This is a genomic window from Clostridiales bacterium (assembly GCA_030016385.1).
In the GTDB taxonomy this organism is placed as follows: domain Bacteria; phylum Bacillota; class Clostridia; order Clostridiales; family Oxobacteraceae; genus JASEJN01.
Window position 1 is genome coordinate 1 of sequence record JASEJN010000016.1, and the last position, 22,676, is coordinate 22,676.

Annotated in this window: 25 protein-coding genes; 1 reads left to right on the forward strand and 24 read right to left on the reverse strand. The window is 37.8% G+C overall.

The genetic code is table 11. The annotated features are described in order from the left end of the window. Window positions 1-147: 147 nt before the first annotated feature. Entirely contained in the window at window positions 148-795 is a 648-nt protein-coding gene (gene spoIIM / locus QME45_05535; GenBank protein MDI6618125.1) for a stage II sporulation protein M, read from the reverse strand. 203 nt (window positions 796-998) lie between these two features. On the opposite strand from spoIIM, the gene QME45_05540 reads away from it, so the two are divergent. Further along, the gene (locus QME45_05540; GenBank protein ID MDI6618126.1) at window positions 999-1,172 is read left to right on the forward strand and encodes a hypothetical protein; all 174 of its coding nucleotides are present in this window, start codon (window positions 999-1,001) and stop codon (window positions 1,170-1,172) included. 31 nt (window positions 1,173-1,203) lie between these two features. Here QME45_05540 and QME45_05545 read toward each other — a convergent pair whose 3' ends face one another. The 23 genes from QME45_05545 to spoIIIAG all read right to left on the reverse strand — a co-directional run bounded on the left by QME45_05545 (window position 1,204) and on the right by spoIIIAG (window position 22,671). Further along, the gene (locus QME45_05545; protein ID MDI6618127.1) at window positions 1,204-2,286 is read right to left on the reverse strand and encodes a DUF3866 family protein; all 1,083 of its coding nucleotides are present in this window, start codon (window positions 2,284-2,286) and stop codon (window positions 1,204-1,206) included. Continuing rightward, window positions 2,287-3,117 carry a hypothetical protein gene (locus QME45_05550; protein ID MDI6618128.1) on the reverse strand — a complete coding sequence of 277 codons (831 nt, stop codon included), beginning with the start codon at window positions 3,115-3,117 and terminating at the stop codon, window positions 2,287-2,289. A 3-nt stretch (window positions 3,118-3,120) separates the two neighbouring features. Continuing rightward, window positions 3,121-3,798: a glycosyltransferase gene (locus QME45_05555; GenBank protein MDI6618129.1), complete on the reverse strand. Its 678-nt coding sequence runs from the start codon at window positions 3,796-3,798 to the stop codon at window positions 3,121-3,123. Between the two features lie 8 nt (window positions 3,799-3,806). Next, window positions 3,807-4,898, reverse strand: a complete 1,092-nt coding sequence (gene steA / locus QME45_05560) for a putative cytokinetic ring protein SteA (protein ID MDI6618130.1) — start codon at window positions 4,896-4,898, stop codon at window positions 3,807-3,809. A gap of 112 nt (window positions 4,899-5,010) precedes the next feature. Next, window positions 5,011-6,255, reverse strand: a complete 1,245-nt coding sequence (locus tag QME45_05565) for a CCA tRNA nucleotidyltransferase (GenBank protein ID MDI6618131.1) — start codon at window positions 6,253-6,255, stop codon at window positions 5,011-5,013. Further along, complete coding sequence (spo0A, locus tag QME45_05570; protein ID MDI6618132.1) at window positions 6,255-7,058, reverse strand: sporulation transcription factor Spo0A; 804 nt, start codon at window positions 7,056-7,058, stop codon at window positions 6,255-6,257. The genes QME45_05565 and spo0A overlap by 1 nt, the downstream gene beginning before the upstream one ends. 190 nt (window positions 7,059-7,248) lie before the next feature. After that, window positions 7,249-8,583, reverse strand: coding sequence for a SpoIVB peptidase (gene spoIVB, locus QME45_05575; GenBank protein ID MDI6618133.1), 1,335 nt, complete (start codon window positions 8,581-8,583; stop codon window positions 7,249-7,251). Between the two features lie 218 nt (window positions 8,584-8,801). Next, window positions 8,802-10,517, reverse strand: a complete 1,716-nt coding sequence (recN, locus tag QME45_05580; GenBank protein ID MDI6618134.1) for a DNA repair protein RecN — start codon at window positions 10,515-10,517, stop codon at window positions 8,802-8,804. Window positions 10,518-10,528: 11 nt separating this feature from the next. Continuing rightward, window positions 10,529-10,981: an arginine repressor gene (locus QME45_05585; protein MDI6618135.1), complete on the reverse strand. Its 453-nt coding sequence runs from the start codon at window positions 10,979-10,981 to the stop codon at window positions 10,529-10,531. 33 nt (window positions 10,982-11,014) lie between these two features. Then, window positions 11,015-11,872 carry an NAD(+)/NADH kinase gene (locus tag QME45_05590; GenBank protein ID MDI6618136.1) on the reverse strand — a complete coding sequence of 286 codons (858 nt, stop codon included), beginning with the start codon at window positions 11,870-11,872 and terminating at the stop codon, window positions 11,015-11,017. Between the two features lie 419 nt (window positions 11,873-12,291). After that, window positions 12,292-13,098 carry a TlyA family RNA methyltransferase gene (locus tag QME45_05595; GenBank protein MDI6618137.1) on the reverse strand — a complete coding sequence of 269 codons (807 nt, stop codon included), beginning with the start codon at window positions 13,096-13,098 and terminating at the stop codon, window positions 12,292-12,294. Between the two features lie 43 nt (window positions 13,099-13,141). Further along, window positions 13,142-15,004: a 1-deoxy-D-xylulose-5-phosphate synthase gene (gene dxs / locus QME45_05600; GenBank protein ID MDI6618138.1), complete on the reverse strand. Its 1,863-nt coding sequence runs from the start codon at window positions 15,002-15,004 to the stop codon at window positions 13,142-13,144. Between the two features lie 75 nt (window positions 15,005-15,079). Beyond that, window positions 15,080-15,658 (reverse strand): hypothetical protein, encoded by a 579-nt coding sequence (locus QME45_05605; GenBank protein MDI6618139.1) that lies wholly within the window; start codon window positions 15,656-15,658, stop codon window positions 15,080-15,082. Between the two features lie 778 nt (window positions 15,659-16,436). Next, window positions 16,437-17,321 (reverse strand): polyprenyl synthetase family protein, encoded by an 885-nt coding sequence (locus tag QME45_05610; protein MDI6618140.1) that lies wholly within the window; start codon window positions 17,319-17,321, stop codon window positions 16,437-16,439. A 2-nt stretch (window positions 17,322-17,323) separates the two neighbouring features. After that, entirely contained in the window at window positions 17,324-17,572 is a 249-nt protein-coding gene (locus QME45_05615; GenBank protein MDI6618141.1) for an exodeoxyribonuclease VII small subunit, read from the reverse strand. Further along, a complete protein-coding gene (xseA, locus tag QME45_05620; GenBank protein MDI6618142.1) occupies window positions 17,550-18,782 on the reverse strand; it encodes an exodeoxyribonuclease VII large subunit in 1,233 nt (410 codons plus the stop codon). The genes QME45_05615 and xseA overlap by 23 nt, the downstream gene beginning before the upstream one ends. Continuing rightward, window positions 18,783-19,625 carry a bifunctional 5,10-methylenetetrahydrofolate dehydrogenase/5,10-methenyltetrahydrofolate cyclohydrolase gene (locus tag QME45_05625; GenBank protein MDI6618143.1) on the reverse strand — a complete coding sequence of 281 codons (843 nt, stop codon included), beginning with the start codon at window positions 19,623-19,625 and terminating at the stop codon, window positions 18,783-18,785. It abuts the gene before it with no gap. Window positions 19,626-19,636: 11 nt separating this feature from the next. Beyond that, window positions 19,637-20,035: a transcription antitermination factor NusB gene (gene nusB / locus QME45_05630; GenBank protein ID MDI6618144.1), complete on the reverse strand. Its 399-nt coding sequence runs from the start codon at window positions 20,033-20,035 to the stop codon at window positions 19,637-19,639. 91 nt (window positions 20,036-20,126) lie between these two features. Next, on the reverse strand, window positions 20,127-20,360 hold the full coding sequence (locus QME45_05635; protein MDI6618145.1) for a DUF2273 domain-containing protein: 234 nt from the start codon (window positions 20,358-20,360) through the stop codon (window positions 20,127-20,129). Window positions 20,361-20,375: 15 nt separating this feature from the next. Further along, window positions 20,376-20,915, reverse strand: a complete 540-nt coding sequence (gene amaP / locus QME45_05640; protein ID MDI6618146.1) for an alkaline shock response membrane anchor protein AmaP — start codon at window positions 20,913-20,915, stop codon at window positions 20,376-20,378. Between the two features lie 64 nt (window positions 20,916-20,979). Then, window positions 20,980-21,387, reverse strand: a complete 408-nt coding sequence (locus tag QME45_05645; protein MDI6618147.1) for an Asp23/Gls24 family envelope stress response protein — start codon at window positions 21,385-21,387, stop codon at window positions 20,980-20,982. Window positions 21,388-21,486: 99 nt separating this feature from the next. Continuing rightward, window positions 21,487-22,005: a SpoIIIAH-like family protein gene (locus tag QME45_05650; GenBank protein MDI6618148.1), complete on the reverse strand. Its 519-nt coding sequence runs from the start codon at window positions 22,003-22,005 to the stop codon at window positions 21,487-21,489. A 78-nt stretch (window positions 22,006-22,083) separates the two neighbouring features. Next, window positions 22,084-22,671, reverse strand: coding sequence for a stage III sporulation protein AG (gene spoIIIAG, locus QME45_05655; GenBank protein ID MDI6618149.1), 588 nt, complete (start codon window positions 22,669-22,671; stop codon window positions 22,084-22,086). Window positions 22,672-22,676 lie beyond the last annotated feature (5 nt).

Here is a 22,676-nt window from a genome sequence, read left to right on the forward strand (position 1 = left end):
TGGGGTTTTTCATTCGCAATTTTTACCAGTAAAAAAGCTAGCACAACGAGTTAAATTAATTAATGTATGTTGTAATATATAGCACTTATTCCATTAGTTAATTGCAATAGTATTTTTTATCAATATTGCCATTAATATTCATTTATTTTAAGAGGCCGTGAGATATGATGACATTACTTTTGCAAATACCGGTACGATATAAGCTTCTATAAGGCTTCCAGCTATTGAAACCAGTAAAAAAATTATGATTATCATACTATATGAAAAAAACTTTTGCCAGTAATTATGTGTCCACTTTTTTGTTATCTTGTTTTTTATCACCATGCGGGAAAAACTTATGGATACCACTCCAATTGCCACTATACACGGGATTATGATAAGATTTTGCGGGAGTATCGCAAGCGCCGAAAAAAGCACGCCCTTTATCCCCATGCTGTTTATTAAGAAGCTGACCGTGAACCCCAGTATGAATCCTCTAATTGCTACGATAATAAGAGTAAGAGGTATGCCCACAACGCTTATGCCAAAAATCCATATGAGAAACCCTGTAAGCATATTATTTTTGATTGATTGCCCTAAAACGCCGTAGCTGTCCACATCCTTTTTTAAAAGTACCTGAAAAAAATCCTGCATATATTCGATCAAAGACTGCCTCTGCGTTCCGTCTAATGCCTTCACTGAAAAAGCTCCCGTTGCAATGCCTATTGCAAAAAATGTGAATACCAGAAAATACAAGCCTATATTAGCGTTTATGTGCTTTATAATAGCTTCACGTATTCCATTTCTTTTTAACAATACATTTTCCCTCCTTAAATATTTTTTCATATGCTTCTAAGAAGATTTTATGCATAGGTAAAAAGCTATATGATTAAAAAATGAAACAAGCCCTGAAAGAAACTTAATAAATGAGGTAATTAATATAAATAAACCTACATATAATAACGTAAAAGCATGGCTTGTATTTTTTATATTTGAAGATAACAGGAGATGATGAAAGCATGATGAAGTTTGATAAAAACGGGATATATTATTATGGAACAAACAGGGAGTTTATCATGTCTTTAAAAAAAGTATCCTTCGTCGATATTACTATAAAGGAGCTGTTAAGAGCAAAATGCAAAACCGGCCTCCGCCAACGCCCCGAAATCGATATAAGCTATGGCAGGATTTGATATTATTGATCCAATGCGCTCGCGGTTTTAGTCATGAGAGGTTCAGAAGATATGACGCAAATACTGGAGCCGCACCGCATGACATGAAAAACTCTTTGTCCTCCTTAATGCTCCTGCCCATGGTAGTTGGGTTCATGTTATAGAACTTAAGGGCATCGAATACGATATCGGATTTTATATACTCTATCAGATGGTATCTGCATAGTTCTGCATCTTTAATCTGGGATAAAATATATTCCATATATTCTTGCTCAAGTATGGGAAACACAACATGTGCACTGGTGCAGCATACGTCCTTTAGTACCGTAATCGTATGGTGGCTTATGCCGAAATGGCGTTTTCTTTTGTCTTTGAAGCTTATCCTCGGTATAAATACGGATATGCCATTCAACTTGTTGACACAATCGATTATGCTTCCCTGCTCGATTCCGCTAAATCCATACTTCGTACCGGTTCCGACGGAGCCCGGACCCATCGTGACTATTGCTGCGTCTCCATGGAATACTTCCTTTGCAATTGCCAGTGCATCAAATATATTTACAGCTTCGGCGTCGCCTCCAAGTGCATTTCCATATGTAACAGCATATGAAATTATTTTTTTATCCTTCAATTCTCTTACGGTATGGCTGAATCCCGCCTCAAGGCACCCGCCGTCCGTCATGATGTATATGATCCTCATATCACTGTTCAAAAACTTTAATGTACATGCCGCAGGAGCCAGCATGCTGTGAAGTTCCCCTGAAATCACTATCATATTATCCAGACTTTTAAAACCCTTTATCATCTCGTGGTATTTGCTCTGCTGCTCAGATGTGCACATGCAGTTCACCTGATATGGAGTGTATCTTAGCTTCATGATATGCCCGGGCTCAGTTATTTCAATAATTTTCCTTGACGATTCGTTTATTATTATGAAATCGTACCCGCCCGTACCCAGATGAAGGTATCCGGCTGTTGTATTTATATATACGACGTCTCCCTTATTTATTCTGCCACTTAGCAAATTATAATTTACTGCCTTATGTATGGTACCATCATAGCAAACACGCGCTAACGCAATTGAATCATCTTCATATATTATATCCATTACTATACCTTTTCTTATCCTTATCATTTATACTTTTCTCCCCAGGCGATCTATATATTTTAATATGCTGCTTTTTTCTATCAGCGCGCTTATGGATTTTCTGTCTCCATAAAATTCTATTAACAGCAGCAGCAATAAAATTACAGTTTTTATTATAATATTGTCTGAAGATATCAAACTTAACCCCGCCAGCATGCCTATTGTATTCGATCCTGTATCGCCCATGATGCATATCTCTTTGAACTCATATGGCACATAAAATAAGAGCAGCAGCATGAAGCCGGAATTCACTCCCAGATAAAAGGCATCCGCCCTAAGGATAAGTAAAAATAAAAAAAAGACTCCATACACCTTTATAGCCCTTCCGGGCCGCAGATCCATCATATTGAAAAAATTCTGTGACAGGCACAAGAGCACAACGTTCAATATAAGGCTGATGCCCCTAAACCCTGAAAAGGCGCATATTGTAAATGAAATCAGGATGCAAAACATTGCCTTTAAAAACCCTGAAGTAACTTTGCCATTCAATGCAGCGCCAATATGCTGCCTTATACCTTTTCTTCCATCGGCAAAGCCATCATCGATATGCCCTGCAAGGGCTGCCGATAATGTTCCGGTACATATTACCAGGATACTTGCCTTTAAAGAGCGATAATCATACTTCATCATGGCTGCAAGCTCCAGCGCTGCGCTTGCGATCAATATGTATATGATGAATAAAATTCCGGCGGAATTTGATACGGTTCCACCCCTGTAATTTTTTGCGTGATTGGATTGGCTATTTATAAAATCGATTATTCCGGGCAAAATGACCAATGAGCAAAATATTGAAGAAACAAGGGGAATTATATATATCAACGGCTATCGCCTCCATAGAATATTTAAAAGAGTTATTATTATGTCGTAGAATTGCTTCGTTCTATGCATAAAACCCGATGCATTCACATATGTGTACCTGTGCGACAAATCGGCGTCTTTGACTTTTATGAAACAGCCCTTATTCAACAAATCGATGAGCATGCCGACTTCCAGGCCATATCCACGGTACCTTCCGCCTTTAAAGTCTTTTAACGCTTTTGCATTTATCACCCTTTGCCCCGAAAGAGGACATGGGAAATCCACCCCTGTAAAAAATTTGACACTGAAGCTTGCAAACGCCTTTAATAATCCAAAACCTCCCGTACCGGTCATGGTGGGTAATCTTGCTACGCAGGCATCGCATTCGTTTCCAATTACCATATCTATTAGGGGTTCAATGTTTGATGCGGAATATCCAAGGTCCCCGTCCAGAAATACATAAATATCGGCGTTTGATATCTTTAGTGCTTCCTCTACAGACTCCGCCTTACCCATATTTTTGGCGTGCTTTATTATATCTATTCCGCCGATTCCCTCTATTATATTCAGGGTATTATCCTTGGAACCATCATCTATAGCTATTATCCTGTTTATGGATTTTATCCTTTTGACAGAATTTATCGTATCATATGCATATTTTTCTTCATTATAAAAAGGAATTATCGCACATATTCTAACCATGATATCTTTTAATCAAAATTGAGAAATACTTTCAGTTCATCTATTATACTTCCCTTAAAAAGCCATGATACGATGATTAAAAAAATAAGGATTAAAAAAAGTGCGGACGATTTAACATATGCATCATCATATTTTAGCAGGCTGCTTATCCCCTTGAGGTCTATTATGTTCGATCCGTACAGCACCCTTATTATAGCCGTGCTTGACATCCCGGATCTTCCTTTTTCAGAGAATTCGTCTATACATGTATGGCTTCCAATTATATATATTTTCGATGCCCCTTTCATTTTCGCCGTGTAAAGTGCGGCATCCTCCGATGTACCCTTTAGCAAAACCTGTTTATAAGTGAGACCTAAATTCTTGATTCTTAATGCTCCCGGTGCATATCCGTTCGTATACGAATGAACAAGTATCTCACTGCAGTTTAAAAGGCTTTTATCGCTCACGCTATCCATATCGCCTATGATTATGTCGCATTTTATGCCGGCGTCGAATGCAGCGTCAGCCCCTCCGTCGACTCCCATTACGACAGGAGCGATGTTTTTTATGATATTTGAGACTGATTTCAAATCATCTATATAGCCTCGTCCCCTGCAAATTATGAGAACATCCCTTCCGCAAATAGGCGTCTTAAGCTCCGGCATGGGATGATTCCCTGTAAAATACCTGGATTCCCTTATCATAAATCCTGCGGTATTTTTTATGAACCTGTAATTATTATCTTCCATATATAAGTTTTCTATGTCTTTTTCGAAGATTTCGCGGCAGGATGAAACCATCGTGCCGTTTATATATATTTTATTGTCTGAAATTTCGGCCATGTCACCGTCTTTCACCCCATCGAAAAAATCTTCCTGCAATGCGTCAAAAATCCTGATGCCGCTCTTTAGCAGATATCCTATGCCCTCATTGCATCCATTTTTATCTATGGAATCGCAACAGTTTATAACGGCCTTTATTTTTTTATGCCTTAACTCTTCAGCTGCTACAAGATCCAGCGCCTTATGCCTTATTACAGCCATTCCCCTTTTATCTATTTTGTGAATAAGCCTTTTTGTATATGCATCCTTGAATACTTTGCCGTATATATTGCCTTTCAATAGTAACACATCCTCGTAATACATCTGCATTGTTTTTATAATACTATTTTGTGCAATTAGCGAAATATAATGTTATCAATCATATGCAAACGGCAAAAAGAAAACCGGCTTTTTAAAAGTCGGTTTTCTTTATCTCTTCGGCATATTTTATCAATATATCCTTTTTATTTAATTCCGGGTTTTCAATAACCTTATTGATAAGCGCATCTATCATCAATCCGATAGTCCTGCCGTCATTGACACCTATTTTCTTAATGTCATTTCCATCAATACACAGCATTTTTCTGTTGAAACATTCATTTTTGTTTAAAATATCCTGTACGATTTCTTTTATATTATCTATTTTTATAAGCTTTTCATGTTCATTATCTGCCCTTGCAAGAGCTTCCCGTACTGCCAGCAGATGTATAAAGCATTCTTCTCCTGTTTCTTTCAGTTCACTCTTAATGGATACCCTGTCCTCTTTTAGTTTGATGCCCCGAAAATGCAACGTTTTGTCCACATTGTCAATAATGCTGTTTTGGAACTTTAACCTTTTTAATATACCTGCTGCCAGGCTCGCAATTTCATAAAACATTATAGTTAACCTTACCACAAGATCTTTATCGGATTCATCAATGCATTTTATTAAATGCCCTTCGCCGCGGTACAGTTTAACATGATCGGAAAGCTCGGGTATAATATTATCCATAAGTCCTGCTTTAAACAAAAGGCTCAATTTCCCGGCATTATCCGAAAGAAGCATCTTGCAAAGCTCATCTTTTATCCTTTCACAGCTTATCTTTTTTATAAGCGCAGCATTTACAACGATAGAATCAAATGTATACTTATCGATTTCAAATCCAAGCTGTGCAGAAAACCTTATGGCCCTCATCATCCTCAAGGCATCCTCTTTGAACCTTGCATCGGCATCGCCCACGCATCGTATTATTCCATTGCATAAGTCTTCGTATCCCCCATACAAGTCCACAAGTCCTTCACGGGGATTGTATGCCATGGAATTTATCGTGAAATCCCTTCTGCTTAAATCCTCATCTATAGTTCCTATAAATTCCACATGGTCCGGGCGCCTGTAGTCCGAATATGCGCCTTCTTTTCTGAAGGTGGTAACCTCAAATGGCATATTATCGATAATTACCGTAACCGTGCCGTGTTTAAGCCCCGTGCTTAACAGTTTAAAATCTTTGAACATATCCATGACATCACAAGGCTGCGCATTTGAAGCTATATCGAAATCCGCAGGAACTTTACCAAGCAGGCTGTCTCTTACGCATCCGCCGACAATATAGCCTTTATAACCGCTGCTATAAAGCTTCTTTAAAATATATTTCGCACCTTCGGGCAATTTTATTTCCATTAACTTACCTTTTGTTTTAACCTTAGCTTATCGGCAACCATTGCAATAAACTCGCTATTGGTTGGCTTGCCCTTTCCATTGTGTATGGTATAGCCAAATATTTTGTTTATCGTTTCTATCTGTCCCCTGCTCCAGGCTACTTCGATAGCGTGTCGTATGGCTCGCTCTACGCGGCTTGCTGTAGTATTAAACTTTTTCGCTATAGAAGGATAGAGCTCTTTTGTAACTGCGCTTAAAAGCTCAACGTCATTTACAACCATAAAAATAGCTTCCCTTAAATACAGATAGCCTTTTATATGCGCAGGTACCCCTATTTCATGGATTATATTGGTAATTTCAGATTCAAGATTATTATTGAAGAAATTTGATGTCTGCTGCTCGCTATCGACCATATGTTTTCTTATTTCCTGCATACCCATGCTACTGTTGAACATTTGCCTGATCCTGCTTACGAATACATCAAGTTCGAATGGTTTTACGACATAATAATCAGCACCGAGGTTTATGGCTCTTTGCGTTATCTTATCCTGACCTACCGCCGACAGTACAATTATCTTCGGGACATTGTTAAGGTCAAGACTATTTATCCTCTCTAGAACCCCGAGCCCATCGAGGTGGGGCATTATAATGTCCAGTACCAGAACGTCAGGATTTTGGTCTGATATAAGCTTCAAAGCTTCAAGACCATCCTTTGCAATCCCTACGACTTCCATGTCGTTCTGCTTTGATAAATACTCGCTCAGAATACTGCAAAATTCCTTGTTATCGTCTGCAATTAAAACTTTTATTTTTTTTTCATCCATATTCTTTTTTCCTCCTATATAATAGCATTTCCATTTGTTAACAATTATTAATTCGACAAAGTGTTAAATATTCCTTCTAAAATAAGTAAAAATTGAAAAAAATTTTTAATATTAAATAAAATGTTCAAAACATGTGTAAAATAAAAAAATGCTGGTTAAAATGCAACCAGCAAAAAATACTTAATAGTTTCTATTTTTGACTTATACTGATGCCTGCTTCCTGCAGCATCCATTCAATATATATACCATAGCCCATATCGGGTCTGTTTATAAAAACATGTGTTACGGCTCCTACAAGTTTACCATTTTGTATGATCGGGCTGCCGCTCATGCCTTGCACGATTCCACCTGTTTTTTGCAAAAGCTCGGGATCTGTTATCCTTATTATCATGCTTTTGGGGTTCGGTTTAGCTTGATTTGTGAGTTTTTCAATAACAATATCATAGCTTTTCACGTCTGTCCCGTCAACTGTTGTAAGGATTTTTGCAGGTCCTTCTTTTATATCGCTCTGGAATGCAACTGAAATAGGTTCGGTGTAGATATTGTTTTCTATTTTTTTTGAAGCGACGCCATAGATTCCACAGGCGGTATTTTTGCTTATATTGCCAAGTTCATCCTCGCTCTCAATAAATAATCCCCTTAGTTCTCCGGGTTTACCTCTTACTCCGGGCTGAACGGATATTATTTTTGATGGCACTATTTTGCCTGAACTTACAGAGAGCATTTCCCCAGTATCGATATCCGTAATCGGATGTCCGATGGCGCCATATGCGCCATTTAAGGGACAGTAAAATGTCAATGTTCCCACGCCTGCGGTGGAATCCCTTATCCATGCGCCTATCTTATATTGCTGATCATCATTTGATTTTACAGGCGTTATCGATGCCTGTATTTCTTTCCCTTTTCTTATAATCGTCAGTTTGATGGGCTTCCCACCGGATGCGCCTACGAGTCTGGATACATGATCCCCATCTTCAACAGGTATATCATTTATTTTGAGTATCGAATCGCCTATCTCTATCCCGGCATCCAGTGAAGGGTTATAAATTTTCCCATCGCTGCCGTTTATCTGAGATACTCCGACTACCATTACTCCCTTTGTCATCATCTTGACACCAATCGATTGGCCGCCCGGTATGACTTTTATCTGAGGTACCACATTGACGGTTACCCTTTTGATCGGTATTACGCCAAATACCATTATATCAAAATCAACTTTGCCATTTCTGTTTGACTCTATCTTAAAAGGAGATAAAAGGTTTAAGTTTACTTTACTTCCATTAAGGTCGTTTCCATTTAATTTAACAACATCATTTTTTTTGAAATTCAAGCTGACATTTACAGGCAATTTTATATCGAAAAGATGCTGTTCCCCTTCCAATAACATTATCCTGTCAGGCATTTGAGAAATTTTCAATGTCACCAAGGAAAAAGAAATAATTGTACAGCAAACAATAAAAACAAGTAATTTGCTGAGCTTCATCCTGTACAATTCGATCACTCTCCCGTCATCCCATAGAAGCAACTTTCTCCTCAAAAAATAAATTAGCATATGTTTAAATTAACCTATTTAAAACTGTTTTATACTATAATAAAATTTTCATATCTGGCAATAAAAACTTCATGTGCTCATTTTGCCGCATAAAAAAATGGTGATAAATTGTCACCATTTTTTTATGCATTTATTGCAAAATAATTTAATCGGCCCGGATTCGGACCGATTAAATTATTTTAGCAATCATGTTATACGGCTTTTTTAGTCTTTAATTCATTTGCCATCGTTAGCATTTCTTCTGCATTCCTTAAAGTGAGTTCAGTAATCTTCGCACCGCCGAACATTCTTGCGATTTCTTTTATTTGACCGCTCCTCTCAAGTTTTTCAACCTTTGTCCTTGTTTTCCCCTCGTTTACATTTTTACTTATATAAAAGTGAGTATCAGCCATGGAGGCTATTTGAGGCAGATGTGTCACACATATGACCTGGTGGGATTTTGAAATTTGTCCCAGCTTTTCAGCAACTGCCTGGGCTGCTTTTCCGCTTATTCCTGTATCTATTTCATCGAATATCAAACATGGTATTTTATCCGCATCAGCCATAACTGTCTTTATTGCGAGCATTATCCGCGACGACTCGCCACCTGATGCAATTTTACTCAGCGGTTTCAAGGGCTCTCCAGGATTTGCGGATATTAAAAAATATACAATATCAATACCGTTTTCTGAAAAATCAACTTGTCCATTCTTTTTCAAAACATCGAAATGCACTTCAAACTTAGTCTTATCCATCCGTAGAAATTTCAATTCATCCATGATATTTTTTTCAAGTTTTTTTGCGACACTTTTTCTTAGGTTGGAAAGCTTCTGGCTCAAATCATAGAGCAGGGCAGATTTTTGATCAATCTGCTTTTTTAATTTATCTATTATTTCATCGCTGTTTTTTATGTCTTCTGCTTCTTTATATATTTTATCCCTGTACTTAAGTATTTCGCCTGTATCTTTGCCATATTTCATCTTTAATCTGTTTATCATATCCAATCTTGATTCAACTTCATTTATAAGCTCAGGATTAAAATCTATCTTTTCTTTATATTCCCTGATATCCTCAACGGCACCTTCAACCGTAAAATAGGCATTTTCCAGGGAATTTGCCACTGCGTTTATCCTGTCGTCTATTCCGCAGATGCTTTTTAGCTGAGTCAATACGCGTCCCAAGCTATCATAAACGGGACTTATGTTCTCACTGCTTTCATATAAAAGCGAATAGCATGACGAAAGTACCGAGTACAGCTTTTCTGAATTATTCAGTATGGTTTTCTGTTTAATAAGATCTTCTTCTTCTCCCGGTTTTAATTTTGCATTGTCGATTTCCTGTATCTGATAGTTCAAAAAACCAAGTTTGCTTTCACGATCGTAATCGTCTCCCACGATGTTCTTAAGCTTGGATTTTATGGCCTTTATTTCCTCATATGCTTCCCTTACCTTATCTTTTATATTTATAAGCTCATTCCCTCCGAATAAATCCAGTATCCCTATGTGACGCCTCTCATCCAGCAGCGACTGGTGCTCGTGCTGACCGTGAATATCAATTAGATAGTTGCCGATGGATTTAAGAATGCTCGTTGTGACCAATTTTCCGTTTACCCTGCATATGCTTCTGCCCTGGATGTTCATTTCCCTTGACAGTATTAGAACGTCATCGGTTCCGATTCCATAATACTGCATTTCATCTTTAAACTCGGGACTGTCTATCCAATCAAATACAGCCGACACTTCAGTTTTTTCATAACCGGTACTTATTACATCCTTCGATGAGCGTTCACCCAATACAAAATTGACAGAGTCTATGATTATCGACTTGCCCGCACCCGTTTCTCCTGTCATTATATTAAGGCCCTTTGAAAATTCAATATTAAGATTTTCAATCAATGCAAAATTTCGTATAGACAATTGAAGGAGCATTTTAATGCCTCCTATTCGTTTACAAGTCTTTTTAACCTGCTTACAATTTCCTCCGCCTTTTCATTTGTCCTCGTAAGTATGAAAATCGTATTATCACCTGCAAGCGTCCCAACGATGCCATCGAAATTCAGAGAATCGATGGCCTCCGCAGCAGCCGGGGCAGAACCGGATATCGTTCTGATGGAAATAATATTATTTACATAATCGATTGTTAAAACTGTCTGGGTAAAAATAGTAACCAATTTATCTGAAAGCATATTTTCTGTAGGTGCAATAGATGCATATTTATACCTGCCGCTGCCTGAAAGCACTTTTATCAATTTCAATTCCTTTATGTCCCTTGAAACTGTAGCCTGTGTCACATTGATACCCGCTTTTTTCAACTCATCCGCAAGTTCCTCCTGAGTTTCAATATCTTTATTGTTGACGATCTCAAGTATTTTAGCATGCCTGGCTATTTTCATAAAATTTTCCCCTTTCGTTTAGCCCGTTAATATTTATTTTTCAGTAAGTTTTGTTCTTAAAACATTGTAAAAAGTTTTGCCCAAAAGTTTTACAAAGCTTGTTTTATATTTTGATTTCTTTATGATTGCATATTTCTCTTCATCGCCGCTTAATTTATATCCTACCTGCCCGTCAACCATCAAATATGCATCGCCGCGATTATTTAATAAATCTATCTTTACCTCATCATCTTCAGAGACTGCTATTGATGCCCTGTTTGATAAAGAATGAGGGCAAATAGGAGTTATGACAATAGCAGGCAACTGCGGGCTTACAATAGGGCCTCCGGCAGATAATGAATAAGCTGTAGAGCCTGTAGGAGTAGAGATTATCAAGCCATCACCATTTGTCGAAGCAACATATTCTCCATTTATGTATATATTCAAAGTAATCAAATGCGAAAGTGTACCTCTTGTAATTACAATATCGTTCAGCGCATGAAATTCTTTAGAACTATCTTTTTCGATAATAGAGGCACTAAGCATCATTCTCTTTTCAATATTCAATCCATCTTTAAAAATTGCCCTTAATGAATCGAAAAGGTCTTTTACCTCGACTTCCGCCAGAAATCCAAGGTGCCCGAGGTTTACACCCAATATGGGCACTTCGGATTTGTAAGTTTCCCTTGCTACACTCAGTATCGTGCCGTCGCCTCCCAGCACGATTATGAAGTCGGAATCATTGTATATATCATCCTCAGTGCATGCATATTTATGCTTCAACAATCCATTTGATATTTCTTCGGTTAAAAGCGGGCATCCTTCATTCTTTTCAAGAAAATCTACTATAGAACTTGTTATGGCCAAATCTTTATCTTTGCTTGCGTTTACTATTATACCAACTTTATGCATATGTTTACACTCCATAATATACTATATGTGAACTGCCGCCGCTCATACAAACAGCGGCTTCCTGCCAAAGGTATGCTATCACACCAGTATCAACAAGCTATCCCCCATGTCCCATAGGTTCTATTTTGCAATTCATCCCGCCGTCTATAAAAGCGGGAGAATTCTTGCTAAGTCAGGTTAATATGCAACTGCCGGTATCATTTAGTTATCATATTACCCAAAATTTATCAATTGCATACATAAATTACCTTCGATTCGTAATATGAGCTTGTGTTATTTCGAGCACTCATTCGTCGCTTAAAATAACACAAGCCTATTTATACCTGATTACGAATTGAAGATAAATTACCTTTTATACGTCAGACTCATGTTTTTTGAACATTTAATCTTTCGGATTCAAACTTCGCAATATATTGCATCTATAATATCTCATGAGATTCATCAACAACGTTCGCAATTAATTCGTCAATATTCAATACTTTATTTCTGCCAGGTTTGTTTAAAATGTATAATAAATATTCTATATTGCCCTCCGGGCCTTTAATAGGGGAAAATGAAAGGCCTCCTATACTGAATTCATTATACATGCTAAAATCGATTATCCCTTTAATAACTTCCTTGTGAGTCGCAGGATCCCTTACGACACCTTTTTTGCCGACTTTTTCTCTCCCTGCTTCAAATTGCGGTTTCACCAGGCATACGATTTCCCCGCCTTCCTTTACTAATTTTTTAATCACTGGAAGGACAAGCTTTAAAGATATAAACGAAACATCTATGGTGCATATATCGCTCAAATAGCCTATATCACTTAAAGAGACATATCTTATGTTAGTCCTTTCCATAAGAGTGACCCTTTTATCGGTCCTGAGTTTCCAGGCAAACTGCCCATAGCCTACATCTATCGCCACTACTTTATCCGCACCGTTTTTAAGAAGGCAGTCGGTAAAGCCTCCCGTCGATGCTCCTACATCTATTGCTGTCTTATGAAGCGCATTTATTTTAAACTCCGACAATGCCTTTTCAAGTTTCAATCCCCCCCTGCTCACATATGGCAGGGCATTTCCCTTGACACTGATAGGCAAATCAGGGTCAATCATTTCACCTGCTTTATCTATCCTTACATTGTTTACAAATACCAATCCGGCCATAATGTTTTGTTTTGCCTTTTCCCTTGTTTCAAAAAAACCTCTGGCCACTAAAACTTTGTCCAGTCTCTCTTTTGACATATATATCCCCTTATAAATTCCATATATTTGATACTGCATAAAATCATATCATTTTTAATATGGTTTCGACGATACCTTCAGCATCAAGTTTGTATTTTTTAAAAAGTATATTCACATTCCCATGCTCAATAAATTTATCAGGGAAACCCATGACTTTTATCTTTTTATCGTAAATTCCCCTTTTGCTTAATAGCTCAAGAACACCTGAACCAAAACCTCCGCATGATACATTATCTTCTACCGTAACGATGTATTCGTATTTCGATATTTCACCGATAAGTCCATCTTCGTCGAGAGGTTTCATGAACCTTGCATTTATAAGACCAGCATTTATACCCATGTTTTTTAATTTAAGCACCGCTTTATACGCATGTCCTACCATTCTTCCAACCGCTATTATCAGAATATCCTTCCCGTCATTTATTTTTTCGATTTTAAATGGTTCAAAACCCCTGTCCTGAAACTTTATGTTTTCCATGTCCGAACCCCTGGGATACCTAATTGCAACAGGAAAATCCGTCTTGAAAGCAAACTCTATCATGTTTTTAAATTCATTTATACACTTGGGCGCCATAATTACAATATTTGGTATGTTTCTTAAATACGATATATCAAATACTCCCTGATGGGTTTCTCCATCCTCTCCTACAATCCCTCCTCTGTCTATGGCAAACACTACAGGCAGTTTCTGCATGCACACGTCATGTAAAACTTGATCATATGCTCTCTGTAGAAATGTAGAATAGACCGCAAAAACAGGATGCATACCATTTGCTGCAAGACCGGCCGCTAATGTTACGGCATGCTCTTCGGCAATTCCCACGTCGAAAAATCTTTCGGGAAATACCCTTGAAAAATTATAAAGCCCGGTACCTTCACGCATCGCAGCAGTAATGGCGACGATTTTATCGTCTTTCTTTGCCAGTTTCACAATTTCGTCACCGAAAACATCCGAATATGTCACCTTTTTTTTACCTATTGGTTCACCTGTATCAATATCAAATTCACCTATGCCGTGAAATTTGTCAGGGTTATCTTCAGCTAATTCATAACCCTTTCCCTTTTTTGTTATCACATGGATGAGTATCGGTCCCTTTATCTTTTTGGATCTCTCCATTACATCCTTTAAAGTTGCTATATCGTGACCGTCTATTGGACCTAAATATGTGAAACCAAGGTCTTCAAAGAGCATCCCAGGCACAATTAAATATTTCAGGCTTCCTTTAAGCTTATCCAACAATTTGGAAACATTATACCCTAATGAAGGTATTTTTTTCAACATATTTTCAACATCTTTTTTTAACTTGAAATACATGGGGTCCGTCCTTATCCTGCTGAGATAAGTTGCAAGGCTTCCTACATTTTTTGATATCGACATCTGGTTATCATTTAATATGACAGTCATGTTTGTCTTGCTTCCTCCGGCGTCGTTTAACGCTTCAAAAGCCATACCGCCTGTCATAGCCCCATCTCCTATGACTGCCACGACATTATATTTTTCACCTTTCATATCCCTTGCCCTGCTCATCCCTAATGCAGCCGAGATGGATGTACTGCTGTGACCTGTCTCAAAAATATCATATATGCTTTCGCTGCGCTTAGGAAATCCACTTAAGCCGCCGTAACTTCTTAATGTGTTAAAATAATTTTTCCTTCCCGTAAGAATTTTATACACATATGTTTGATGCCCCACATCCCATATCACTTTATCATAGGGAACTTTATATACGCAAAGAATGGCTATTGTAAGCTCTACCACACCTAAATTGGATGCAAGATGACCTCCTGTTTTTGAAACGTTTTTTATGATAAATTTTCTGATCTCTTCCGCTAAATTCTGCAATGTTTTGCAATCAAGACTTCTTATATCTTCAGGATAATTGATCCTGTCTAATAAATTACCCATATATAATCCGATGCCCTTTCACAAAGTAAGTCATACTTAAGTAAGTCGTACTTTCAGCCTGTACACAAATCCAAATTATTTATGAAATATTCTTTTCGGTTTTTCAATTATATAACCTATTTTATACACTATATTATTGCAATTGGTTATTGCAAACTTTTTTCCTGCCGCTTTACCCCCAACGGTAAGCGCGGCGATCACTGCGCTAAACGCAATTGAGACAATGGTTTTTATGCCTTCTGAATTCGTGAGTATTATTTTTGCCGATATTAATGCACCCGTTGCCCCGCTTATGATACTGCATATATCGCCTATTACGTCATTGCATATGTTCGAAATCTGGGTGGCATTTCTGATAAGCCACACCGCTCTCCTCGCACCCAATACTTTTCTGGAAGACATGGAATGAAAGGGAGTCTCATCAGCCGCTGTAACAGCAACGCCTATTATATCAGAAAGAATGCCGGTCAATATAATTACTATCAATATAATAAATGCCACTAATATTTTAACATTACTTAGCAGCACCGAAGATACAAAAGAAAAACTGGCTGAAATAAAAAAAGTCAAAAAAATAATCTTTATAACCCATGTATTGATGTTGGCCTTTTTACCTCCAGTTATTTTCTTATTGAATTTAACTTTTTTTTTCATTAAGGGGAATTGCCCTCCCGTCCTTGGTATAACCCTTCTATATGTATAAAAGGTGGTAACATATTGAGTAAAGTTTGCGGCTTAGGTCCAGCAGGATTTCCCGCATTTAGTGCTAAAATGTCGCCATTTCAGCGGTTTCCCTTTAAACACATGCCTGATGTGTCGCCACTTTCAGCGCTGAATCACCACTCAGTCCACACTGCAATCCCCAATATGTTTTCGATGAACAGCCTAGGAGATTTCCTCAACAATTTTATTCACCCATAGCCTCTTTTGCAAAACATGTTTCTGGCAGCGATAACTCACATATATAATGGCCGCTTATACAGGAGAATGAACTGCTTCCCCATATTCCACTCAAGGCAGGCTACACTGCATATAGCATCTGAATCTGTACCACATTGCAGGTTTAGCCCCAAACCGTAAAAAACTCTACGGATTTAGGTCTCCACGAAAGCAGGGTCGAAAACTACATGCCATTGTAATTTGCCCTATCTTTCTTAACTCTCAGCACCAACCCCTGACTGGGCGTCAAAAGCTGACACAAAGAACTTCATCGATATGCCCTTTAGCGGATTTTTAGCCCCGCCCTCAAAGTGAATAAAATCGACTAGGATACTGCACCACCTTTATGCAAGATTAATTATAACATATAGATATGCATCATTCAATCTAACAAGTTACTGCACATATTTTATATTTGAAGAATATTATTCCAATCGATAAGCTCCAATGCTCTCTTCATAATATTGTTTAAATAATTTTAACGAATCTGTTGCTAATAATTCCTGCTTAATAAAAGATCTGCAACACCTTTCAGAAATTCCGCCTTTTGGCCAAAATAATCGATATCTTCCATGGCTTTTTCAGATAAAAACCTTGCCATTTTCATTGATTCTTTAATGCCATGCATCGAGACATATGTAGCTTTTTTATTTACCTCATCGCTACCTGTTTCTTTGCCCATTGTTTTCCTGTCTCCGATGACATCCAATATATCATCCACGATCTGAAACGCAAATCCGAGATTTTCACCATACCTTGTAAGCTTTTCAATGTCATCTTCACCGGCGCCTGCAATTATCGCCCCGGATCTTATTGCCGCCTTTATAAGGGCACCTGTTTTATTATTATACATATACTTTAAAATATCTTCCGATATTTTTTTGTTTTCGCATTCAAGATCGACAACCTGTCCGCCTATCATTCCATATATGCCGGCAGCTCTCGATATCTCAAAAGCCGCTCTTACGTACTTTCTTTGGTTTTTTTGATATGCATATTCCACCATGTTCTCAAATGCAAAATTTAAAAGAGCATCACCTGTAAGAATCGCCATGCCTTCTCCGAAAACCTTATGATTGGAAAGCTTTCCCCTTCTGTAGTCGTCATTATCCATAGCCGGAAGATCATCGTGTATAAGCGAATATGTGTGTATCATCTCTATGGAAGCTGCAAAAGGCATCACATCGGCTGCGGGGCATCCGAATAGCTCGCTGCTTCCTATCATGAGTACAGGCCTTAATCTTTTGCCGCCGGCAAAAGTGCTGTATCTCATCGAATTTAAAATCGTATTTATATACTTATGCTCCGATGGAATAATCTTTTTAAGATAGTCGCCTACGCTGTTTGAAATCTCAATTATCCTTTTGTTTATATCCATATCTATTTTGCACTCTCACAATCGAAGGGCACTTCTTTTTGGGTGCCGTTGCTTTCCTTTATCAGCATTTTCACTTTTGTTTCGGCATTATCTAATTTCTCGCTGCAAATCTTAACAAGCTCGATACCCTCCTGAAAAGCTTCCATCGACTTCTCCAGGCTCAAATTGCCATCCTGCAGGCTTTTTATTATCTCTTCCAGCCTTTCCAATGCATCTTCAAATTTGATATTATTTGTTTTTTTCTCTGCCATTTACATTACCCTCTTTTAATTCATTGATAGTACAGTCTAAATAACCATTTTTTACTAATATATTGATATTATCTCCAACTTTTACTTTTTTTATATCATCTACCACATCGAGTTCCTCAGTGTAAGTTATGGAATAACCTCTTGATATTATCGACAGCGGACTTAATATATTCAGGTTTGTACAATATTTTTTTATAAGTTCATTGTATAAATCTATCTTATATTTAATACTCGATACCAATTTGCTGTTCAGTGAATCTATATACTGCCTCTTCTGATTGATGAAAAGCGCGGGATTAAAAGCCTTTATCATTTCCCTACATTGATTTAAAGCACTTTTCTTTTCATCTATATATGTAAGCATGATATTAAATAGGGAATTAAGGCAGATATTAAGTTTATATATAATGTCATTTTTATCAGGAACACATAATTCGGCGGCTGCCGACGGCGTAGGTGCCCTGAGATCAGCTGCAAAATCGGCTATGGTAAAATCCGTCTCATGTCCTACGGCAGATATGACAGGTATCCTGCTTTCATATATCGCCCTTGCGGTAGCCTCTTCGTTAAAAGCCCACAATTCCTCTATGGATCCCCCGCCTCTCCCGACTATGATGACATCGATGTCATTTCTTTTATTTAGCTCTTCGATCGCTTCCGAAATCTCGTATGCCGCTCCATCGCCCTGAACGAGTACCGGTACGATCAGTATTTCAATGCCCGGATAGCGCCTTGATAATATATTTATTATATCCCTTACAGCAGCACCGGTCGAAGACGTTACCACCCCTACTTTTGATGGAAACTTCGGTATCGGCTTTTTATGCTGCCTGTCAAAAATCCCTTCCGCCTCTAATTTCTTTTTTAATTGTTCATATGCGATATATAAAGCCCCGATACCGTCCGGCTGCATGTTCTCAACATATATCTGGTATTGCCCATCCCTTTCATACAGGGAAATATTTCCGCTTACTATTACGCTCATCCCATCTTCAGGCATGAATTTAAGATTACTGCAGTAATTCTTAAACATCACGCATTTTATTTTCGCTCCGTCATCCTTTAAAGTAAAATACATATGTCCGGAATAGTGAAGCTTGAAATTGGAGATCTCACCTTTTACGGAAACGTGGTTTAATATTGCATCCGCATTGAACATCTTCTTTATATAGCTATTTATTTGCGTCACTGTAAATATTTTTAAAAACAACTATTTCACCGCCGCTTCCAGAGTATTTTCGAGAAGCATGGCACATGTAACAGGACCGACCCCTCCAGGTACCGGAGTAATCCAAGACGCCTTACGGCATGCCTCTTCAAATTCAACATCGCCTGTAAGTTTTCCATCCCTTATGCTCGTCCCTGCATCGATTACAATTGCCCCTTCTTTTATCATATCGTGTTTTATAAGGCTTGGAACGCCTGCTGCCGATACGATAATATCCGCATTTACCATATAGCCTTTTAGATTCCGCGTTTTCGAATGGCAAATAGTAACGGTGGCATCTTCTTTTAAAAGAAGTGCTGCTGCAGGTTTGCCCACTATATTGCTTCTTCCTATTACAACTGCATGCTTTCCGCTGATGCTTATGCCCGTATATTTTACAAGATATAAAATGCTTTTTGCGGTACAGGGAATGTAGCACTTTAAACCGCGGTAAAAATTACCCGCATTTTTAACAGTTATTCCGTCGATATCTTTATCAGGATCTACTGCATTGCATACGGCAAATTCATCGATGTCACTTAAAAGAGGAAATTCAACAAGTATTCCGTCTGTATTTTTATCTTCATTCAATCTTCCTATAATAGATAAAACATATTTGGTGTCTGCACTTTCATCCAGAAGAAAGCTTTGCATTTGCATTCCTATTTTACCGCATGCATTCTCAATACCTTTAACATATGACAGCTGCGATCGATTATTACCCGCTGCGATTAACGCAAGCTGCGGTCTGCGGCCGCTATCGTCAAAAAAATGTTCTGTTTTAATCTTCAGTTGCCGCATTATGCATTTCGATATTTCCCTGCCGCTTATTATCTTAGACTCCATGATATTCCCCTTTAATTCTTATCTTTCAAAACGGCTGACAGAACACCGTTTATAAACGATCCGGATTTATCAGTACTGTACTTTTTCGCAATTTCAACTGCTTCGTTTATAGCTATCTCATATGGCATATCGGTAAACTTAAGTTCATATATCGCCAGCCTCAATATTGCAAGATCGACTTTAGCTATCCTGTTTTTCTTCCAGCCCCTTGAGTATTTCTCAATTTCACTGTCAATACTTTCTATATTTGATACAGTGCCCTTTACAGTATCATTTATATAGCGAATATCATTTGCATCAATATTTTTGCCACTGTCAAAACCCTTCAATATATCTTCATATTCTCCAGGATTGTAATTAATCTGGAAAATAAGCTTCATTGCCGCTTCACGTGCGGATCTTCTGCTCAATATATCTCCTCCTGTCACCATTTGTATGTTATGAATTATGCATCCGCTTCTATTCCATCGAAATCCTTCAAATAATCGAGATGCACTCAACTCATATTCGCTTGCTCCAATTGGAAGGCAATATTTTATCAAATAAAGCAGTTAAATCTTCTTTATTATCTATTTTCCTTCCGATATAATAGCCCAAAAAAACAAACACTACAATTAAAAGAGTTTTAAAAAAACCTATCATGAGCATTATTACAGCCAGTATGAGACCTATTATAGCGCCTGTTATTTTACCTGTGTTTTTTTGAAAAAGGTCCAGCAGATATTTTCTTAGCATCAGCTTTCACTCCCCTTACTGTACGCGTGCAACAGTTACCGAAGCAATATTGTCAACATCTACTACGACATCTTTTACGCCAACTTCTGTTAATGACTCTATGTATTCCTTTATTTTGTCTTGAGCTTCCTGCACTATATTCGGTATATTGATGTCAGGCATAATAAGCAATTTGACAAGCACGCTTATTCCATCTTCCCTCAATAAAACCCTGACCTTTACATCCCTTATACCCGAAATCTGCTTGACCGCCCTTAAGGCCAAAGACTCAAATGTTTCAACAGATATTTTTATATCTCCGTTTTCCGCAGGTTTAATAATACCTCTTGATGAATGATTTCCACCCTTCGTCATCGAAAGCAGCAATTCAACGCTGACAGCCAAAAGCAGCAGCCCTATTAGTGAGATATACCAATTATTATATATATTTCCACCAATATAGTTACTTATGCTTCTAATTGGAATCAGGTTGAATGGAAGCAAAACAATACAGATAGAAACAAATATCATAACAAGCATATAAATCGATAATATGATTCTACTGAATATATTCATATGTTCACCTTCTTGAGTATTTAAATTAACCCTCTGAAATATCAGAGGGTTTATTATATTATGTTTATTTTACCTTGGGTGTTTCCTCTTCTTTAGGCTCTTTTCCAAAATCTACTCCCTGTACATTTATATTAACTTCAACAACCTTAAGCCCCGTCATAGTCTCAACGGCTTTTTTTACATTTTCCTGAACCTTCCATGCAACATCCGGTATCTTTGCGCCGTATTCTACATTTATATATAGGTCTATGGCGGTTTCCTTTTCACCTACAACAGCTTTTATACCCTTTGGAGTATTCTTCATGCCAAGCTTTTCGGCTATCCCACCGACAAAGCCGCCGCTCATGCTTGCAACGCCTTTTATTTCGGAAGCCGCAAGACTGGCTATTATACTGACTACTTCTTCGGATATTACAACGGTACCGAATTTATCATCTTCCGCACTTACATTTATGTTCGCATTTTCGTCCAACAATTTCACCCCGCAATTAAATATAATATATATTATCCAATAATAATGCACCTTTATTTATATATATTATATCAGAGGCAGGATAAATTTACAAACAACTTATTCTTTTACCTGCACAGATATTTTTGATGCAGGATATCCGGACTGTCTGACCACTATATTTTTAATTTCATTTACTTTGTCGCCGCTTACGTTCTTCCCCTTGACCGTTACATTTACATTGTTATCACCTATAAGCACCAGAGCATCCTCGTAGCCCTTTGATTTTATAAGGGACTCCGAAATCATTTCCTTCTCGGAATTATTGACCAGCGTCTCCAGCCTTTTCTCGGCAGTAGCCTTGGCCTCCTTTGACGTATTGCTGCTATCTATGATGCTCTTTAAATCCTGTTTGCTTGCGGTTCTTTCATTCTCCTTTGCGATCTTTACATCTACAAAAAGACTGGAAGCAGCCTGGTTGCTGTTTGTAAGTATATCCGACGCGGCATCGGATGTTTTACCTGTATCATCCTTATTAACCTTTATAGCCCTTCCATACTTTGAACTTAAGTATGCCGCAGCCGCAATCAAAAGTACAAGAGTAACTATTATTACTGTTCTCTTTCTCAGCTCCATCATAAAAATACCTCCTCAATAAATATTGGATACCTAAAAGAAATATATGTACATTTTATATATTTTATATCTAATAAAATATTATTTTTTTTTCATTGGATAAATATTAATCTTATATTCCTCAATATTGAAAACAGTTTTTACGGCTTCATACAGCCTGTATTTTACATTTGGATCATTCGCCCCTTCGGCTGTCACTATAACTCCGCTTATTTTAGGGTTTACCTCCTTTATTATATATGGTTTATTGACTCCGTTATCATTTGTAGTAACTATGGTTGTTTGGCTGTCGTCTTCATTCGTGATCCTTTTACCGCCGTTTCCATCTGTTTCCTCAGTGACTTTTTTGGTATTGTTTGAATTATAAGCAGGCACCGATTCAGTCCCCGTTTCCAAATAAATCATAACCTTTACATTTCCCGCCCCCTGAATATTATTCAGTATGCCTGTAAGTTCCTCCTCCAGCTCATCTTTATAGCTTGGGGATTTGTTTTGCACGGCTAAGGCCGCCTCCGCTTTTTTGTCATTGACACTTTTATTATTGGACACGAGTATATTCGCTGCAAATATAAGTATCAGCCCAATCAAGAAGAAGACGGTAAGATCCTGTATATTCTTTTTCATCCCCCTCTTTAAAATATATTCCTTAAGTTTGTTGAAGTATTCCATTGTAT

Excerpts from the sequence above, each read along its gene's own strand:
- amaP (MDI6618146.1), bottom strand. The coding sequence starts at position 20,915 with ATGAATATATTCAGTAGAATCATATTATCGATTTATATGCTTGTTATG.
- QME45_05565 (MDI6618131.1), bottom strand. The coding sequence starts at position 6,255 with ATGGAAATAAAATTGCCCGAAGGTGCGAAATATATTTTAAAGAAGCTT.
- QME45_05590 (MDI6618136.1), bottom strand. The coding sequence starts at position 11,872 with ATGCATAAAGTTGGTATAATAGTAAACGCAAGCAAAGATAAAGATTTG.
- QME45_05605 (MDI6618139.1), bottom strand. The coding sequence starts at position 15,658 with ATGAAAAAAAAAGTTAAATTCAATAAGAAAATAACTGGAGGTAAAAAG.
- QME45_05635 (MDI6618145.1), bottom strand. The coding sequence starts at position 20,360 with ATGCTAAGAAAATATCTGCTGGACCTTTTTCAAAAAAACACAGGTAAA.
- spo0A (MDI6618132.1), bottom strand. The coding sequence starts at position 7,058 with ATGGATGAAAAAAAAATAAAAGTTTTAATTGCAGACGATAACAAGGAA.
- spoIIIAG (MDI6618149.1), bottom strand. The coding sequence starts at position 22,671 with ATGGAATACTTCAACAAACTTAAGGAATATATTTTAAAGAGGGGGATG.
- QME45_05555 (MDI6618129.1), bottom strand. The coding sequence starts at position 3,798 with ATGGTTAGAATATGTGCGATAATTCCTTTTTATAATGAAGAAAAATAT.
- QME45_05540 (MDI6618126.1), top strand. The coding sequence starts at position 999 with ATGATGAAGTTTGATAAAAACGGGATATATTATTATGGAACAAACAGG.
- QME45_05615 (MDI6618141.1), bottom strand. The coding sequence starts at position 17,572 with ATGGCAGAGAAAAAAACAAATAATATCAAATTTGAAGATGCATTGGAA.
- QME45_05650 (MDI6618148.1), bottom strand. The coding sequence starts at position 22,005 with ATGATGGAGCTGAGAAAGAGAACAGTAATAATAGTTACTCTTGTACTT.
- QME45_05595 (MDI6618137.1), bottom strand. The coding sequence starts at position 13,098 with ATGTCAAAAGAGAGACTGGACAAAGTTTTAGTGGCCAGAGGTTTTTTT.
- QME45_05610 (MDI6618140.1), bottom strand. The coding sequence starts at position 17,321 with ATGGATATAAACAAAAGGATAATTGAGATTTCAAACAGCGTAGGCGAC.
- QME45_05545 (MDI6618127.1), bottom strand. The coding sequence starts at position 2,286 with ATGATAAGGATAAGAAAAGGTATAGTAATGGATATAATATATGAAGAT.
- dxs (MDI6618138.1), bottom strand. The coding sequence starts at position 15,004 with ATGGGTAATTTATTAGACAGGATCAATTATCCTGAAGATATAAGAAGT.
- QME45_05585 (MDI6618135.1), bottom strand. The coding sequence starts at position 10,981 with ATGAAAATAGCCAGGCATGCTAAAATACTTGAGATCGTCAACAATAAA.
- QME45_05625 (MDI6618143.1), bottom strand. The coding sequence starts at position 19,625 with ATGGAGTCTAAGATAATAAGCGGCAGGGAAATATCGAAATGCATAATG.
- recN (MDI6618134.1), bottom strand. The coding sequence starts at position 10,517 with ATGCTCCTTCAATTGTCTATACGAAATTTTGCATTGATTGAAAATCTT.